Annotated in this window: 13 protein-coding genes and 3 pseudogenes; 15 read left to right on the forward strand and 1 reads right to left on the reverse strand. The window is 34.1% G+C overall.

Translation table 11 applies throughout. From position 1 onward, the window contains the following. The first annotated feature begins 386 nt into the window (after nucleotides 1–386). The 4 genes from AN957_RS13250 (at nucleotide 387) to AN957_RS28845 (ending at nucleotide 3,505) form a co-directional block, all read left to right on the forward strand. Nucleotides 387–1,814 carry an alanine/glycine:cation symporter family protein gene (locus AN957_RS13250; RefSeq protein WP_056684562.1) on the forward strand — a complete coding sequence of 476 codons (1,428 nt, stop codon included), beginning with the start codon at nucleotides 387–389 and terminating at the stop codon, nucleotides 1,812–1,814. A 125-nt stretch (nucleotides 1,815–1,939) separates the two neighbouring features. Beyond that, complete coding sequence (locus AN957_RS13255; RefSeq protein ID WP_056684565.1) at nucleotides 1,940–2,707, forward strand: hypothetical protein; 768 nt, start codon at nucleotides 1,940–1,942, stop codon at nucleotides 2,705–2,707. Nucleotides 2,708–2,771: 64 nt separating this feature from the next. After that, nucleotides 2,772–3,251, forward strand: a complete 480-nt coding sequence (locus AN957_RS13260; protein ID WP_056684568.1) for a staygreen family protein — start codon at nucleotides 2,772–2,774, stop codon at nucleotides 3,249–3,251. Nucleotides 3,252–3,370: 119 nt separating this feature from the next. Continuing rightward, nucleotides 3,371–3,505: a hypothetical protein gene (locus AN957_RS28845; RefSeq protein ID WP_256376273.1), complete on the forward strand. Its 135-nt coding sequence runs from the start codon at nucleotides 3,371–3,373 to the stop codon at nucleotides 3,503–3,505. Nucleotides 3,506–3,538: 33 nt separating this feature from the next. Here AN957_RS28845 and AN957_RS13265 read toward each other — a convergent pair whose 3' ends face one another. Beyond that, a complete protein-coding gene (locus AN957_RS13265) occupies nucleotides 3,539–4,420 on the reverse strand; it encodes a LysR family transcriptional regulator (RefSeq protein ID WP_056684571.1) in 882 nt (293 codons plus the stop codon). A 230-nt stretch (nucleotides 4,421–4,650) separates the two neighbouring features. On the opposite strand from AN957_RS13265, the pseudogene AN957_RS13270 reads away from it, so the two are divergent. The 11 genes and pseudogenes from AN957_RS13270 to AN957_RS13320 all read left to right on the forward strand — a co-directional run bounded on the left by AN957_RS13270 (nucleotide 4,651) and on the right by AN957_RS13320 (nucleotide 17,630). After that, nucleotides 4,651–5,246 (forward strand): annotated as a pseudogene (locus AN957_RS13270) (ankyrin repeat domain-containing protein). Nucleotides 5,247–5,265: 19 nt separating this feature from the next. Further along, nucleotides 5,266–6,489: an amidohydrolase family protein gene (locus tag AN957_RS13275; protein ID WP_056684574.1), complete on the forward strand. Its 1,224-nt coding sequence runs from the start codon at nucleotides 5,266–5,268 to the stop codon at nucleotides 6,487–6,489. A gap of 33 nt (nucleotides 6,490–6,522) precedes the next feature. Continuing rightward, a complete protein-coding gene (locus tag AN957_RS13280) occupies nucleotides 6,523–7,752 on the forward strand; it encodes an amidohydrolase (RefSeq protein ID WP_056684578.1) in 1,230 nt (409 codons plus the stop codon). A gap of 737 nt (nucleotides 7,753–8,489) precedes the next feature. Next, a pseudogene (locus AN957_RS13285) lies at nucleotides 8,490–9,314 on the forward strand (DUF4822 domain-containing protein); the annotation flags it as partial. 245 nt (nucleotides 9,315–9,559) lie between these two features. After that, a complete protein-coding gene (locus AN957_RS13290; RefSeq protein ID WP_056684581.1) occupies nucleotides 9,560–11,020 on the forward strand; it encodes a sensor histidine kinase in 1,461 nt (486 codons plus the stop codon). After that, complete coding sequence (locus tag AN957_RS13295) at nucleotides 11,017–11,700, forward strand: response regulator transcription factor (RefSeq protein ID WP_053475972.1); 684 nt, start codon at nucleotides 11,017–11,019, stop codon at nucleotides 11,698–11,700. Before AN957_RS13290 ends, AN957_RS13295 begins: the two co-directional genes overlap by 4 nt. 386 nt (nucleotides 11,701–12,086) lie before the next feature. Next, on the forward strand, nucleotides 12,087–12,572 hold the full coding sequence (locus AN957_RS13300) for a glutathione peroxidase (protein WP_056684585.1): 486 nt from the start codon (nucleotides 12,087–12,089) through the stop codon (nucleotides 12,570–12,572). Between the two features lie 431 nt (nucleotides 12,573–13,003). Continuing rightward, complete coding sequence (locus tag AN957_RS13305; RefSeq protein WP_053475974.1) at nucleotides 13,004–13,600, forward strand: cell wall hydrolase; 597 nt, start codon at nucleotides 13,004–13,006, stop codon at nucleotides 13,598–13,600. Nucleotides 13,601–14,229: 629 nt separating this feature from the next. Further along, a pseudogene (locus AN957_RS13310) lies at nucleotides 14,230–14,885 on the forward strand (HAD family hydrolase). Nucleotides 14,886–15,198: 313 nt separating this feature from the next. Continuing rightward, nucleotides 15,199–15,936, forward strand: a complete 738-nt coding sequence (locus tag AN957_RS13315; RefSeq protein ID WP_053475975.1) for an urease accessory protein UreH domain-containing protein — start codon at nucleotides 15,199–15,201, stop codon at nucleotides 15,934–15,936. Nucleotides 15,937–16,445: 509 nt separating this feature from the next. Then, a complete protein-coding gene (locus tag AN957_RS13320) occupies nucleotides 16,446–17,630 on the forward strand; it encodes a YncE family protein (protein ID WP_056684588.1) in 1,185 nt (394 codons plus the stop codon). Nucleotides 17,631–17,677 lie beyond the last annotated feature (47 nt).

Raw genomic sequence — 17,677 nt, forward strand, 5'->3', positions numbered from 1 at the left:
GAATAATATTTTTCCATTTTGTTATATACAAAAGAGAAGTCTATCTTTTCATTAATTTGGCGAAGAATATGATTTGAAGGAACAAATGTATTTAAATCAATAAACTCTAGTTTACTTTGATATTCATCTTTACGACCCATCATAAAAATTCCCCCAATACAAAACCTGTATAGAATAATTAAATTCTACACAGGTATTGGTAAATCCTATTAGTTTGTCAACAGCCCCCTAAGGTGGGGGATTATCTTTTTTTCTAAGAAGAAAAAACCTATAGGGAAAAAAATCAACTTGTCTATTAATTATAATTTTGATAGATTAAAAAAAGTAATATTATTTTGAAATAGCAAGACATCTAACAAGATTCGACAACTCATGGGAGGAAAAGCATGGAATTATTAGAATCAATAATTGGATTTTTGAATGACATCATTTGGACCTACATTTTAATTGCAGCATTAATTATATTAGGTCTATACTTTAGTTTCAGAAGTAAATTTGTTCAATTGCGCTATTTTGGGGAAATGTTTCGTATATTGGGCGACAAGTCAATGGTCTCCGCAGATGGGAAAAGAGGAATATCTTCTTTTCAGGCTTTCTGTATTAGTGCAGCCTCACGAGTAGGAACTGGGAATATAGCTGGGGTTGCAACGGCTATTGCTGCTGGTGGACCTGGAGCTGTATTCTGGATGTGGTTAATTGCCTTTTTAGGTGCTGCATCGAGCTTTGTCGAGAGTACGCTTGCTCAAATTTACAAAGTAAAGGATAAGGACGGCTTCCGAGGCGGGCCTGCATATTATATGGAAAAAGGGCTAAATAAACGCTGGATGGGGATTATTTTTGCTATTATTATTACATTCTGTTTTGGTCTTGTGTTTAACTCTGTCCAATCAAATACAATTTCTCTAGCTTTTAATGAAGCTTTTGGAACTAGCCGTTTAACGATTGGAATTATTCTTGCTGTACTAACAGCAATTATCATTTTTGGTGGAGTTAAGCGTATTGCCAATGTCTCGCAAGTAGTTGTGCCAATTATGGCTGTCATTTATTTATTCGTTGCTATTGCAGTGGTCATCATGAATATCTCTGAAATTCCAAATCTGATCGTTATGATTGTTAAAGGGGCATTTGGACTGGATGAGGTACTCGGTGGAACGATTGGTGCTGCAATTATGATGGGGGTTAAACGAGGCCTGTTCTCAAATGAAGCAGGAATGGGTAGTGCGCCGAATGCGGCTGCAACTGCCGCTGTTAGCCATCCAGTCAAACAGGGATTGATTCAAACATTAGGTGTGTTTGTTGATACAATTCTTATTTGTTCAGCAACAGCGTTTATTATTCTACTATATGGAGACTTTTCAACATCCGATTTAACGGGGATTCAATTAACTCAAGCTGCGTTAAGTTCCCATATTGGTTCATGGGCACCAATTTTTGTTGCTGTAGCAATCTTCTTATTCGCATTTACATCAGTAATTGGTAACTATTATTATGGGGAAACAAATATTGAATTTATTAAAAACAGCCCAACGGCTTTATTCGTCTATCGTTTAGCCGTTATCGGAATGGTGATCTTCGGTGCAGTTGTTGATTTAGCGATTGTTTGGAATCTTGCCGATTTATTTATGGGGATTATGGCATTAATCAATCTAGTTGCCATTGTTATGCTAGGAAAAATAGCTTTCGCTGCTTTAAAGGATTACAAGGCTCAGCGTAAAGAAGGGAAAGATCCTGTTTTCTATGCAGATTCCATTCCTGGATTAGATGGGATTGAATGCTGGGAAACAAAGGAAGAAGCATTGAAAAATAAAGGGTAATATCAAATGGAAGCCTCCTGATGTATAAGATACAGGGGGCTTTTTTCTTTAATAACCCTTATATTCTTACATTATTTTTCCAAAAGTGGACATAATATAATAAGAATGCAAGGGAGGTATTTTGAATGAAAAAAGAAATGATTTTTGCGCTTGCAGCTCTTTTCTTTATGACACTTTCGATTACGGGCGTTTATGCAGGTGAAAATAAAAATAAGTGGATAACTGTTTCAGAGAATAACAGCGATGTAACAGGGGATGGAAAAGAAGATTTAATTGAAATAAATGGGATTCCATATGAGGAAGGGCAGCAATTTTTAAAAGAAATTCAACTGCACATTTCTGCATCAAATGGGAAAGAATACGAAGCAGAAATTGATGGCGGTTATAATCCACAGGTTCAGTTTGTTGATTTGAACCATGATGCCGTGAAGGATATGTATGTGAGTATAGAAACAGGTGGAAGTGGTGGAATTTCTAATCATTATTTGTATACCTTAAAGGACTATAAGATCACAGATTTAACAGTTCCTGATCCACTAGTAATTAATGGGCAATTTAATAATGGCTATAAAGCATCAATCACAATTCAGGAGACAGGAAAATCAGTTACCTTTGATTTAAGGAATAGGGGCATGGATTATGAAAAAAGCGGTCTTTTTATAAATGGGAAGCTTAGTGAACCTACAGAGCTAATGGTGAATGGATACTCTATTTTAAAACCTGTTATTGTAGAAGGGGAAAATTATGGATTAATGGGAGTTCAAGCTATAAGCGGCGCTTACCATGCAGATTGGATTGCAAATGTTCAATCTACATGGATATATGAAAATGGGAAATGGATCTTAAAGGACACGAAAATTATGGAAGGAAAAAGAAAGAAAAATAGGCATTAATCACATTTTGTATGTAGTTTTCATAAACTATTGAAAATGGAGCTGTAAAAGGGGGTCACATAGAATGAGTCATTGGGATCCAACGAAAATCACTGTCCAATACTTGCCTCCTGCTACTGAATTTCGACCAGTTGATCGTAGAAAGTATACGTGGTCACAATCAAAAACAACAGGAGAATCTTGTTTATCTATTGGCTATCATTATGATTTCAACGTCATACAAGTAGAATACCGTGATGAGGTGCTTGCTGAATGGATACCGCAAATGGGTCAATACGTCCTTAGTGGAAAGATTTTTATTAGTGATGAATCATTTGATGAAAAATATGCTCAAATACGTTTCTTGATCTTTCAACGGGAGGCAAGACAGGCTCTAGCGGGAATGATATATGGTGATCGAACGTTTTTCACTAACTATCCATGGCTATTAGATTCACCGATTTATATTCATTTTCAATCAAATTATAAAGAATATAATAAAATTATCTATTATGAAACCCCTCGTCAATATCTAAATGAAGCCATGCAGCTTATAGGAACGTAACTCCTCCGCTCAAGCACAGGAATGGATACCTGTGTTTTTTTGTTTTTTGATCTTTTTAAGAAATATCGTATAAGGTTATTAAGCTGAAACAAGATAATAGTAAAGGGAGTGATTATATAGTGGAAAAGAAAAAGGAAAAATCATTTAAATTGAGCTATGAGTCCGATGGGAAAATGGGTAAGAGCAAGAAAGTATCAAATTTGAAAAAAGAATCTGCAGAAATCTTCTTTAATAATACGCAAAATAGTGAATAAAAAAACAGGCACAACATGTGCCTGTTTTTTTACTCATTCCTTTTGGTCAGATTTGAATAAATCAACAAAATTGAGTGCGGCTTTAGATAAACTATGATTTTTTAACCATATTAAACCTATTGGGGAAGAAAACGCATTACTTTCTATTTTATATGCATGTATAGGATATCCTCTATGCCGATTAAGAACTGTTTCTGGAACAATGGATGTGCCAAAATCGGCTGAAATTAGATCGAGCAAAAGTGTAATATCTGAACACTCGCCAATGATATGAGGTTGTAAGGTAAGCCGTGAAAATGCCTCGGAAATCAAATAATGTACACCTAAACCTTCCGTGCTTGGTAAAATAAGTGGACATTTTTTAATTTTATCAAGAGTTACTTCTTCATCAATTATTTTCCGCTTGTTGGATGTAACAAAATAAAACGGCTCAGTATATAGGTGAAGAATTGAAAAATCATCCACATTAAGCGGCAAACGAATGAATGCCAGTTCTATCGTTCTATTTCTAACTAGTTGACAGAGATGAAAGGATTCATTTTGGAGTATTTTATATGAAACTTTAGGATATTGTTTTTGAATTTCTTGTAGAATCTCAGATAACCTATCTACAGAAAATGTATTAACACCTATTGTTAGTGGACCGCTTACCCCATTTCCGACTTCTTTTACCTCAATTTTCGCCTCTTCCATCAATTGGGTCATTTGTAATGCATATTTATATAAGATTTTCCCTGCATTTGTAACTTTAAAATATTTTCCACTTCTTTCTACTAATTTCGTCCCAAGTTCCTCTTCCATCGTTTTCAATTGCTGGCTCAATGGCGGTTGTGACATATGAAGTTTCTCTGCAGCTGCAGAGATCTTCCCTTCCTCAACAATGGCTATAAAATATCGCAGCTGTCTAATATCCATTTGAAAGAGCCTCCTTTTAACTATATGAAAAATATTAGTAAGACTTATTTTCTTTATATTTTTCATATAGTTAATCCAATGATAGCATATTAGTATCGGAGGGAAAAGAAATGATGAAAGATCGAATTCTCTTGGTTTTATATGTTTTTCTGCTCACTGCGTGTCAGTCAAATGAGGAATCATTACAAAGTCCTTCAAATAGATTACAAACAGATCAGGGGGTAAAGATGATGGATCAAAAACAATTAATTGAATCAGCGGAGAAAGGAGACATTGAGAACGTATTGAAGTTACTTGATAGAGGAGTGACATCAATTTGACAGATAACAGCGGAAGAACAGCTGTAATGGCAGCAACCTATAACAATCAGACAGAAATGGTAAGAACTCTAATAGAAAAGGGAGCAGACATTAATATTCGTGATAAAAATCTGAATAACGTACTGTTGTACGCTGGTGCTGAAGGGATAATCGAAGTTGTCAAATTAGCAATCGAAGCAGAGGCAGATACTTCACTTACAAATCGATTTGGAGGCACAGCCCTTATTCCAGCATCTGAACGTGGACATGTTGAGGTTGTGAAAGAACTTCTCACTAATTCGGATATAGATGTTAATCATATCAATGATTTGCATTGGACGGCATTATTGGAAGCGATTATTTTAGGAGACGGGGAAAAGGAATATCAAGAAATAGTTCAATTATTAGTTGACCACGGAGCGAATGTTTCTATAGCGGATAAAGATGGGATTACACCGCTAAAACATGCTCAAAATCGAGGATTCCGAGAAATAGAAGCAATCCTGCTTAAGCGTGGCAGTAACTAATAAAGGAGGGCAAACGAAAGTGACAAATAATAATTACTGGTTAACTAATCTTAGATTAGAAGTTGGTTATTACTATGAAAATGAAACTATTACAGGAACAAAAACAGAAAGTTTCCATGTGAGAATTCAAGATGGAAGAGTAATTGAAATTGTTTCAGCAGATAAAGAGTTAGAAACCGATTTACCTAGATGGAATGCAAATCATTTTTTAATGCTGCCATCCTTTAGAGATATGCATATCCATATTGACAAAACATACTATGGCGGCCCGTGGAAAGCACCAACTGTTCCAACGAAGGGAATTGTGACAAGATTAGAAGAAGAGAAGGAACTACTTCCGAGCTTATTACCTGTTGCAGAGGAAAGAGCAAAAAAATTAATAGATTTACTCTTGCATGCCGGTTCTACCCATATTCGTACTCATTGTAATATTGATCCTTATATCGGGTTGAAAAATCTTGAAGCCACTATACGAGCCATAGAGGCTTACAAAGGTAAAGTTTCCATCGAAATTGTCGCTTTCCCGCAACATGGCTTATTACGAAGTCAATCTGTTTCACTTATTCGAGAAGCATTGCGTAATGGCGCTTCCTTAGTAGGTGGTGTTGACCCAGCATCTATTGACGAAAATATTGAGAAATCATTACAAACGGTAATGGAACTTGCGGTTGAGGCAAATGCAAACATTGATCTCCATATTCATGATCCAGGTCAACTCGGAATTTTTACGTTTAAGAGATTGGCATCTTTAACAGAGGAAGCAGCATGGCAAGGAAGGGTGACGATAAGCCATGCGTTAGCTTTAGCGAACATCTCCCCACAAGAAGCAGGTGAAGTTGCTCAACTGCTGGCTCATAATGGGATATCAATTACATCCTCTGTTCCTATTAGAAGAACGATTCCAATTCCTCTCTTACAGGAAAAAGGAGTAGAGATTTCATTAGGTGATGACAGTATAACCGATCACTGGTCCCCATTTGGAAAAGGAGATAGTTTAGAAAAAGCAGGTATGTTAGCAGAACGTTTTGGTTTCAGCGATGAACGTTCATTAGGGCAAACCTTAAGGTTTATTACTGGAGGCGTAACCCCTTTAAACGATGAAGGAGAACGAGTTTGGCCGAAAGTTGGAGACGATGCTGACTTCGTTTTTGTTGACGCGAGTTGTTCAGCTGAGGCTGTAGCAAGAAGAGCAAGGAGAATTGCTGTATTTTTTAAAGGGAAAGTAGTTTCCGGTTCACTATAATTATATATATATAACAGAAAGGTTTGGTTTAAGATGAGTTCTGAATTTTGGTTAATAAATTCGCGGTTAGAGAGTAGCTACCATAAAGAAAATGAAGTTATAACAGGAACAAATACTGAATCCTGCCATCTATTAATTAAGGCTGGGAAGATTGAGAAGATTATTGCTGCTAACGAAGCCATTACAGACAATTTACCGAAAATAGATGCAAACCACTTGTTGGTTCTTCCATCGTTTATCGAAAAACATTGTCATTTAGATAAAACTTTACTAGGAGATAGATGGCGTCCGGTTACACCAGTTAAAAGTATTTTTGAACGCCTTCAAATAGAGAAGGATACTCTTCCTGCATTGGGAACGACTACACAGGAACGGGCAGAAAAATTACTCGATGTTTATTTAAAAGCCGGAGTTACACATGTAAGGACACATGTCGATATCTATCCTGAAGTGGGATTAAAGAATTTAGAAGAGGTTCAAAAAGCACTTCAAACTTTTAATGGTAAGTTATCATATGAAATTGTTGCATTCCCGCAACATGGTTTATTACGATCAAATGCCAAAGAATTAGTTAGAGAAGCTCTTCAACAAGGAGTCAGCTTTATAGGAGGTGTAGATCCAGCTACAGTTGATGGAGATATTGAAGCCTCTCTTCAAGAAATGGTCGCACTGGCTTTGGAAGGTGAAGCGGGAATAGATTTGCATTTACATGATGCTGACCATTTAGGGATCTTTACTATGAAAAGGTTGGCTCAGCTTACAAAGGATGCTGGTCTACAAGGAAAAGTTTCAATTAGTCATGCATTTGGACTTGGCGATATATCTCAATATCAAGCAGAAGAAATGGCAGAACGATTGGCTGATGCAGGAATTACAATTATTACGAGTGTCCCTTTAGGGAGAAAGTTTCCACCTGTGGGCTTATTACATAGGAAAGGGGTAACAGTTGCAGTTGGGTGTGATAATATTTTGGATGTTTGGTCCCCATTTGGAAATGGAGACATTCTAGAACGAGCAGGTCGTTTAGCAGAAATTTCAGGATGGACAGATGAACGGTCATTAGCACAAACACTCTATTTTATTACCGGTGGAAAAACACCTCTAAATCAAAATGGAGATCAAGTTTGGCCAAAAGCTGGAGATGAAGCAAGTTTTGCTTTCGTTGAAGCATCGTGTTCCGCTGAAGCGGTCGCTAGAAGATCTAACCGAGTTGCTACCATGTTTAAAGGAAATATTGTTTCAGGTACTCTTGAATCTAAATAAGAATAGCAGTAAGTGATTTAATAAACTCAAAATTAATAATAAATACTTCTACAAGCAAAGACTCCATTCAATGGAGTCTTTCTGTTTTTAGAGCTTACATTTAGGTTTGTATTGGATATTGACACTTTATCTTCTATTAATGATAATAATCCTTCCCTATAAAAGACAGCCATATTTCTGGAATGTACGGGATTTTAAATAGGTAAATATTAAATTTATTTTATACTTTTTTTCTATATTTTTAAGATGCAGTTTATAGCCAGTTAAGTTGTTATTTGTACAATCAAGATGTTAGTAATTCTAATCTATAAGTGTGGAGGGAACGCGAAGCAAGTAACCAGGCGGTGATCATTAAGAATAGTATTTTCAAGGAGGTTTTATACTACTAATCTTCCAAATCATATGAATGATGAAGAATTTCTAGCTATTAAGTAATTTTCCTATTAGTTGGAAATATCCTGAAAATATTACCTCTCAGCAATTACTAGGTGAAGGTAATATGATTTTTACTAGATTCAATGAATAAAATAAAAGAGAAGATACTCGGAGGAAGGTTTATTATGAAAAGATTAAAATTAGCGATGGTTTTAGGTATTTCTTCTATAGCCCTGCTTACTGCTTGTCAATCTAATCAGGGCACAATCGAAAATTCTTCAATTGGAAAAGCAGCAAATGCAGAGGAAACGAAAGCGAATGTAGACCAAGATGTAAAAAATGAAAACCAGCTGCAAGAAGATCGTATGACTAAAGGTCAGGAAATGAGTCAGATTCTTGGCAGTACAGATTGGCAAGGAACAAAAGTATATGACAAAGATAATAATAATTTAACGACTGAGAATGCTAATTTCATTGGACTCGCAAAATACGATGAAACGACAGGGCATTATGAGTTTTTTGATGCTAAAACAGGTGAAAGCCGCGGGGATAAAGGGACATTCTTTATTACTAATGATGGTGAAATGAGAATTCTAATTTCAGAATCAAAGAACTACCAAGCGGTTGTTGACATGATAGAACTAAATAATGAAGTGTTTACTTATAAAAGAATGGGGAAAGATGCGAATGGCAACGATGTAGAAGTATTCGTTGAACATGTCCCTTACAAAGAAAAGGAGCTAGCTTTTACCGATCCTGATAAGATATTGGACAATACAACAGGAGATATTGTTAAAGAGGTAGCTGGTGATAAGGTTTTAGGAAGTACTCTATGGCATGGTACACTTGTCTTAGATGAAGATGGCAATAATGTAACAGAATATAATTCAAATTTTATAAGTCTAGCAAAATTTGATGATAAGACGAATAAATATGAGTTCTTTAATGCGGAAACAGGTGAAAGCCGTGGGGATTATGGGTACTTTGCTGTTGTACATGAAAATAAAATAAGGGCACATGTTTCAATTGGAAATAATAAGTATGGTGCAGCTCTCGAAATTACAGAGATGAATAATAATAAATTTACTTATAAAAGAACTGGCAAAGACCAAGATGGGAATGATATAACTGTATTTGTAGAGCATGAACCTTATAACGGTGACCTAAAACCAGAATTTACACATTAAGACATATTAAATATGATTAGTCTGAGTTAAAAAGGGAATGGTGAAGACCATTCCCTCAGCTGTTTTTTAATTCATTTTCTCAACCGGCTATTTTACATATGTGTCGGTAGGCATTTGGATACAAAGCATGTTAAATTCAATCAGAATGGCAGTATTAAAAATGTATATGTAAAATTATGGAGCAATCAGTTTGTAAAGTGTGATTACATACTCAAAACGAAAGGCGATTTATAGGATGATTGATCATGTCAATTAAAACAAGGTTTTTGTTGTCGTATATTGGAGTAATTATTATATCAATAGGATTATTGTTGGCCGCTACTTTTTTAATCATATTTTCGATAACTGGGGATATAAAATCAATCGAGCATTTTTACAAAAATACGTATGTTCAAAAACCTTTAACTGCTGCAGAAGAAAATGCGTTCCTCGATTTAAAACTATTGGCAAAGCATAGCCCTGAGAAATTACTGGATCAAGAGGTAATTGAGCAAATTAATCAAATAGGTATAAGCATTATTGTTAGAAAGAACGCTAAAATCACGTATATATCACCTTCCTATCGCGGGAACAATTTACAAAATGAACTCCCTCCTTTTGAAGAAACCAATATCAATACGAGAGATACAATAAAAGTAGGAAGCCTTTTTTTTACCTATGTAAAGTTTGATTTTCGTTTTTCCGATGATGAGAAAGGGAGTATTTTTGTACTAAGAAAAGTAAGTTCCTATGCAGAGTTGTCAAAGGAATTATTTCCAATTTTATTAGGTTCGTTGCTCCTCCTTTTTATTATGATGATTGGAATATTGAATTATTTGGTCTCAAGAAGCATTATTAAGCCCATATCTGTTCTTAGAAAAGGTGCCGAACGGATAAAGTCTGGAGATTTAAACTTTCAAATTGTTACTTCTTCAAAGAATGAAATTGGACAGTTGAATCAAGCTTTTGAAGAAATGAGAATCAAATTAAAAGAATCTGTAGATCTCCAGATACAATACGAAGAAAATAGAAAAGAATTATTGTCTAATATATCTCACGATCTAAAGACTCCGATTACATCTATAATTGGGTATGTTGAGGGGATTAAAGATGGAGTAGCAAACACACAGGAAAAAATGAACAAATATTTGAATACCGTATATACAAAAGCTAAAGACTTAGATCTATTAATTGATGAACTATTTTTATTTTCTAAATTAGATCTTCAAAAAGAGCAGTTTTCATTTGAGAAGGTAGAACTAACCCAATACTTAAAGGATTTTGTGGAAGAACTATCGCTTGATCTAGTTCAGCAGGGTATCCTTTTAGAAATAAGCCCTGGATTAAAACCAGTCTATGTTATAGCTGATAGAGAAAAGTTAAAACGAGTGATATCGAACTTAATAAATAATAGTATTAAAAATATGAATAAAGATGAAAAACATATTTGTATTTCATTACATGAAAGATCCAATGATTTAATTATTCAAGTGATAGATAATGGGAGCGGGATTAAACCAGAAGCCTTGCCTTATATTTTTAATCGCTTTTACCGCGCAGAGCAGTCGAGGAACTCTCAAACGGGTGGAAGCGGCTTAGGTTTAGCCATTGTTAAAAAAATCATTATTGAGCACGGAGGGGAATTTTGGGCTACAAGTGAGCTTGCTAAGGGGACAAGTATCTTCTTTACATTAAATAAAGTGATAGAAATAGGTGATGAAAAGTGAAAAGAATACTGCTTGTTGAGGATGAGGTAAGTATTGCAGAATTGCAAAAGGACTATTTAGAATTGAACAGTTTTAGTGTGGATATACAGCATTCTGGTGAAAGCGGACTACAGTGTGCATTACAGGAAAATTACGATTTAATTATTTTAGACATCATGCTTCCAGGTATAAGCGGGTTTGAAATTTGTCAAAAAATACGGTCTGTTAAAAACATCCCTATCCTTTTTGTATCAGCAAAAAAGGAGGATATTGATAAAATTCGAGGCCTTGGATTAGGAGCAGATGATTATATTACAAAGCCTTTTAGTCCAAGTGAACTTGTGGCAAGGGTAAAAGCCCATATAACACGTTATGAACGATTAGCAGGAGGAAATGTCACATCTACCATTCATGTTCATGGAATGTCCATTGATAAAGTGGCACGAAAAGTTCATATAAATAATGAGCATGTATTTTTTACAACTAAGGAGTTTGATTTATTATCATTCTTTGTCATGCATCCTAATCAAGTTTTAAGTAAAGAACAATTATTTGAAAGAGTTTGGGGTGAAGATTCAGCAGGTGATGTTTCAACAGTGACTGTTCATATTCGGAAGATCAGGGAAAAAATCGAAAGGGATGCTGCACATCCAAAATATTTGGAAACTGTGTGGGGGGCTGGCTATCGTTTTAATGTTTAAAATGTTCTTTTTTAATGGAAGATACATTACAAATTTTATCAATGTATAGAACCAAGCTTATTGCTGATCGTGTGAAGCAGCTAATTTATTTTTCTCCAAACTGACAAAAAGCCTTCCTCTTAATTAGTGATTTGCATTTCCTTGAATACTGCGGCTAGAATGATGTTGTGTATAAGGAAAGAGCAAAAGAAAATAAAAGGATAAAAAAAGATGGGAACAGAAACGTTTGTTGAATTACATTACTTAGTAAAAAAATAAATATAGTAAAAAATCCTTAAAAGGATATCAAATAGGATACCTTTATCAGATATACTTACCTATAAAATATCTAATAATAAACATGAGGATTAAAAATACTAATTAGTCAATTGTTAGGAGGAGTTTAATTGAAAACAGTATATGATTTTAATGTGAAAAAGGCTGACGGCAGTGAAAAATCTTTGAGGGATTATGAAGGAAAAACTCTGCTCATTGTGAATACAGCAAGCAAGTGTGGATTTACTCCTCAGTTTGAAGGACTTCAAAAACTATACGAAAAATATAAAGAACAGGGGCTTGAAATTTTAGGTTTTCCTTGTGATCAATTTAATAAACAAGAGTTTGATCATATAGAAGAAACACTACAGTTTTGTCAAAGAAATTACGGGGTTACTTTTCCTATATTTGCTAAAATTGATGTGAACGGAGAAAATGAACAGCCATTATATACTTTTTTAAAGGAACAAAAGAGTGGAATTTTATTGAAAAATATTAAATGGAATTTCACAAAATTTTTGGTAGATACAAACGGACTCGTAGTTGACCGATATTCACCGACAACTGAACCTAGCAGACTAGAAGATGATATAGTAAAAAGTTTAGCAATCAGGTAACTATTGATCTTCGGAAAAACCAGAGCGCTTGTTTGTGTGTAATCTGCTAAGGCCGGAAACAAGTTAGTAGCAGGTAAAACATGCAGATAGTATGAATAAAAATTAGTTCAAGATAATCAGGTTTAGCGGTTATGAAAAAGTGAAAAGTAAATGAACAATTTTTTTGGACTGATGTTTCATTAAATTAATCACTAGATTAAGTTGTTACACTTTCGAAATTATTGTTACATTAAAACCAATTTTTGTATATAAAGTAAACCTTTGTATGAAAAATAGCTTCTCCATATTTAACCATAACTAATACCTTATTAGTATTCTTGGGAAACACAGGGATATTTAATAAAATACCATATTTTGGAGCATGAATAACATTATTACATCTGTTAGCCTACTAATATATCATTCTATGAGGAAAATAGGAGGCTAATAAGATGAATAAGTTTAAGAAACTAATGATTGTACCAGCTCTAGCCGTTTCACTATTTGGTTTTAGCTCACAATCAGATGCAGCAACAAATATTCACCAAGTACATAAAGGCGAAACTTATTGGACCATTGCGAACAATTATGGGGTTCCTGTGGCCAGCTTAATGAAAGCAAATAACAAATCTAGTGATTTACTGGTGTCTGGAGAAAAACTAATTATCCCAAATACTGCAATTTCAAAAGCAGATAAGGAACTCATGGCACGTCTTGTAACTGCGGAAGCTAAGGGTGAATCCTATGCAGGAAAAGTGGCAGTTGCTACAGTGATTTTAAACAGAGTCGACAGTTCACTCTTCCCAAACACTGTAAAGGAAGTAATCTATCAAAAAGTAAGTGGGCATTATGCATTTACACCTGTTCAAAACGGAGAAATCAATCGTCAAGCAGATGCCGCTTCCAGGAAGGCTGTAGAAGAAGCCATAGCGTTTAGAGGACAGGGAAGAGGCTCATTATATTTTTATAATCCCAAAACCTCAACGAGTAAATGGATCCTTTCCCGTCAAGTGACAATAACTATTGGTAATCATCGCTTCGCACGGTAATAAATAGACAACTAAATAGTATTATAACTTTCTGCGGTAATGAAGAAAGGGTTATAGCATTGTTTTACCTCTAATTCTTTCTAGAGGTATTCTTCTTTTTAAAGAGATATTTTTCTACCAATAATGTAATGAAGCGCAAATTAAACTTCCTCACTTACATATATGAGTGAGAGTAAGCTGATCAATAAATCTAAATATTAAAGAATCAGGCTGAAAAACTTTCCATATTAGCGTAATCCCAACAGTTTCCCTTTCTAGACATACTAGCTTTCATTTTATATATTAAGAGTAGCTGTTAATAGTTATTGAACGTGTATTGATATCCTTGATCACTATGAAGAAAGATTCCATTTACAATTCATCTTTTTATGGCTTTTTTAATCGTATCCAAGACTAGTTTGTAATCTTTGTGCCTACTAATTTAGTAGGCAACAACTTCGTTATTATATAGGTCTTTGATGGCAGATAAAAACAGTTTCTGCCCATTAAAAATTTAGATAAGTTACTCAGATAAAGGTGCGATAGTTGAATACGACATTTTTTTGTAAACTAAAAGTTTGAAGTGCCAATTAGAGATTATTAATATAATGTGAGAAAGGTTGTGAAGTTATTTGAAAGGTTATAAAGCAATGCTATTTGATTTAGATGATACCTTACTTAATAGGGATAAGGCAGTAGATAAAATGTTTTTAATTATTTTAGAGAAGTGTTATGAGGGTGTTGAAAATTCAACCAAAAATGAAATGTTGCTAAAATTCAAGGAATATGATAGAAGAGGCTATGGCTATACTGATTAAACAAAAGTTTTTGAATCTTTTTTTGATGAGTTTCCACCAAAATATAATTTGCCACGAAATGACATTCAAGATTTTTGGAATACTCATTTTCCTCATTGTTTTACTATAAACCAAAATATTATAAATATCGTAAATGCTATAAAGATGCATGTTAAAGTTGCAATTATAACAAACGGCTCAACTCACAGACAAAATGCTAAAATAATTAACACGCATTTAAATAGTTGTTTTGATAGCATATTTATTTCTGAAGAAGTGGGATGTAGTAAACCTGACAAACGCATATTTGAATTAGCATTAAATCAGCTTAATGTGGAACCGGAAGCCGCATTATTCGTTGGAGATGACATAGAAAAGGATATTGGTGGTTGTCAAAATGCAAATATAAAGGGCATATGGTTCAATCCTCATATGAATAAAATGATACCGCAATAAAACCATATGCTGAGATCAATTCTTTTGATAGATTATTAAGTTATATTACATAATAAATATAAATAATATAATGATTATTGAAAAGAAGAAGAAAAAATAAAACTTAATGCATTTGGAAACTAGCACTTACTGTTCATAAAATAAGACATTCATTTGCTACTCGTTATAATAAACTGCAGAACTACTTTCTGTAGTTTTATTTATTATAGTTTGATGAATTGAATAAATGACTCGAAGCATTTAATATCTCCGTGTTTTCGAACTACTAAAATGAAATCTCCCCCAAATCTTCTCAACTAAATCTGCACACATTTTTGTAATTATAATGATATTGGGAATGAATTCCTTATATAAGGAGAAAAGAAGATGTATGAATTTTTCAGTCAAATTAGCAATCTATTTACTCAACCGTTAGTCAATATTGGTTTAAGTACAAAAAGTATTCCTATTTTATCAGCATTCATACTAGGTATTGTCGGTGCTTTAGCTCCTTGCCAGTTTACAGGGAATCTAGGAGCAATTACGATATATGGAAATCAATCAGTTCAAAAAACTATAGCTTGGAAGAAAGTCCTCTTCTTTATTTCAGGAAAAATAGTAGTATTTTCCGTTCTAGGTTTTTTAGTCTGGTTATTGGGAAGTGAAATTAAAGTTTCATTTATAACTTATTTCCCCTGGATAAGAAGGATCGTAGGTCCGATGTTTATCCTAATTGGATTCTTTATGCTTGGTCTTATTAAATTTCATAAAACATTCACTTTTGGTAGTATACCTGAGAAATTTCAACAAAAGGGAAGTTTAGGTGCATTTTTAATGGGAGTAAGCTTTACGTTAGGATTCTGTCCAACCATGTTTACTTTATTTTTTGTTACTCTTATGCCAATGGCTTCAGCAGTAAGCTACGGTGCAATTTTACCTATTATTTTTGCAATAGGGACTTCACTTCCATTAATCATTGCTATTATTCTTATATGGTATCTAGAGTTAGGTGGGTCACTCATAAGAAGAAATGGTCGAAAGCTTGGTGTAGTAGTTCAAAAAATTGCAGGAGGATTTATGCTTATTCTAGGAATTTTCGATACTATTACTTACTGGGGGTTTTAAAAGTAGACTGTTCTCTTGACTGGACTTATTATTAATTTCTAAAGAAAATAACCAAAACTCGATTCAAGTTGCGGCTTCAGCACAAGAGCAACTAGTAGCCATTTACAAGGAATGGTCAAACAAATTAAATTGGAATAACCCACAAGTTAATAAAAAATTGGAGTATGAGAGTCTAAGTTAATTTTATATTGTTTTATTTGTTTCCTTAAAAATGGAAAAATAACAATGCTGATCTTCTGAAAAATATCAGCTTGAACTCGTCAGTAATTGACGAGTTTTTTTGTTTTAAAATATTTGAAATTAGGACTATTGTAAATTAGTTCTTTAAAAATCTTTGGATAAATCATTTAGCAAATTAATTAATTTTAATAGTAAAGTTTGCAGTTTCTAGGGATTTTCACAGAACTTTACTATGTTGACATTCTTTTTTTAACTGAGTGAACTGCATCACACTTTGAAGAAATTGCAGTCATTATTATAACAATGTCATAAAAAAAGGAGGAATAATAGTGAAAAAAGTAAAAATGAGTTTGATCACACTACTAATGGTTCTGGGGGTAATACTTGCAGGTTGTAGTACAGAGTCGGATAAAAGTTCTGAACCAGTAGCAAAAGAGAATGAAGTAAATAAGTCTTCAGTGGAAACCAAAGATACAAGTGAATCAGACTTAGAAACAATCCAATATTATTTTACTGCAAATGAGGGAGGAAGTATTTCCAAAATAGAGGCAGCTACTAATAAGGTTGTAGATACAATCGATGTTGATGGAGTAGTCCATAATGTTCAGGTATCACCAGACGGAAAAATGCTAGGTGCCACAGTTATCCTAGGAGGTGGTGAGGGACATGGAGAAGAATCATATGGTGAGTCTGATGGTAATGATTCACATGGAGATTCTCACGAAAAATCAAATGGAGATAGTTCACATAACAATAATTCACATGGGGTAGGCTCAATGGGAAAAGCCCTGTTTTTTGACACTGATACAAATGAACTGTTAAATACTGTTGAAGTAGGCAGTCATCCAGCTCACTTTGTTTTCACAGAGGATGGGAAGTATGCTTTAGTAACAAATACGGAAGATAATAATGTCTCCGTTATTGATATGAAAAGCTTTACTGTAACAGACACGATTAAAACGGGAAAAGGACCACATGGTTTTAGAATTTCTGCAGATAGTCAAAAGGCATATATTGCAAATATGAGTGAAGATACTATTAGTGTTGTAAATTTAGAATTGTTGAAAGAAGAGAAAAGAATTAAGGTTGGTTCAACTCCAGTTACAACAGGCATTACATCTGATGGTAAAACGCTTGTAGCTACTTTGAATTCAGAAAATATGCTTGCAATCGTAGATGTAAAAACTGAACAGATTGAAAAAGTAGAAGTTGGAAATGGTCCAGCACAAGTCTATATTGATGGAAACAATAAATTTGCATATGTTGCAAATCAAGGAACAGAAGAAGTTCCATCTAATTCAGTCTCTGTAGTTGACTTAGTAGAAAAAAAAGTAACAGCTACGATTGAAACAGGCAAGGGTGCTCATGGAGTTGTAACAAGCTCTGATAACAAGCGACTCTATGTGACAAATATGTTTGAAAATACGGTTACGATTATCGATACAAAACAAAATAAAGTGATTGATACAATTGAAGTCGGGGAAATGCCTAATGGGATTAGTATCATGAACTAAGGAATAAAAATATTAGATTTCTAACTGCCGTTACCTAATAATGGGTA

It is taken from the genome of Cytobacillus solani (assembly GCF_001420595.1).
In the GTDB taxonomy this organism is placed as follows: Bacteria; Bacillota; Bacilli; order Bacillales; family Cytobacillaceae; genus Cytobacillus; species Cytobacillus solani.

Coding starts and splice junctions, on each gene's coding strand:
- AN957_RS13250 (WP_056684562.1), top strand. CDS start 387: ATGGAATTATTAGAATCAATAATTGGATTTTTGAATGACATCATTTGG.
- AN957_RS13255 (WP_056684565.1), top strand. CDS start 1,940: ATGAAAAAAGAAATGATTTTTGCGCTTGCAGCTCTTTTCTTTATGACA.
- AN957_RS13260 (WP_056684568.1), top strand. CDS start 2,772: ATGAGTCATTGGGATCCAACGAAAATCACTGTCCAATACTTGCCTCCT.
- AN957_RS13265 (WP_056684571.1), bottom strand. CDS start 4,420: ATGGATATTAGACAGCTGCGATATTTTATAGCCATTGTTGAGGAAGGG.
- AN957_RS13280 (WP_056684578.1), top strand. CDS start 6,523: ATGAGTTCTGAATTTTGGTTAATAAATTCGCGGTTAGAGAGTAGCTAC.
- AN957_RS13290 (WP_056684581.1), top strand. CDS start 9,560: ATGTCAATTAAAACAAGGTTTTTGTTGTCGTATATTGGAGTAATTATT.
- AN957_RS13305 (WP_053475974.1), top strand. CDS start 13,004: ATGAATAAGTTTAAGAAACTAATGATTGTACCAGCTCTAGCCGTTTCA.
- AN957_RS13315 (WP_053475975.1), top strand. CDS start 15,199: ATGTATGAATTTTTCAGTCAAATTAGCAATCTATTTACTCAACCGTTA.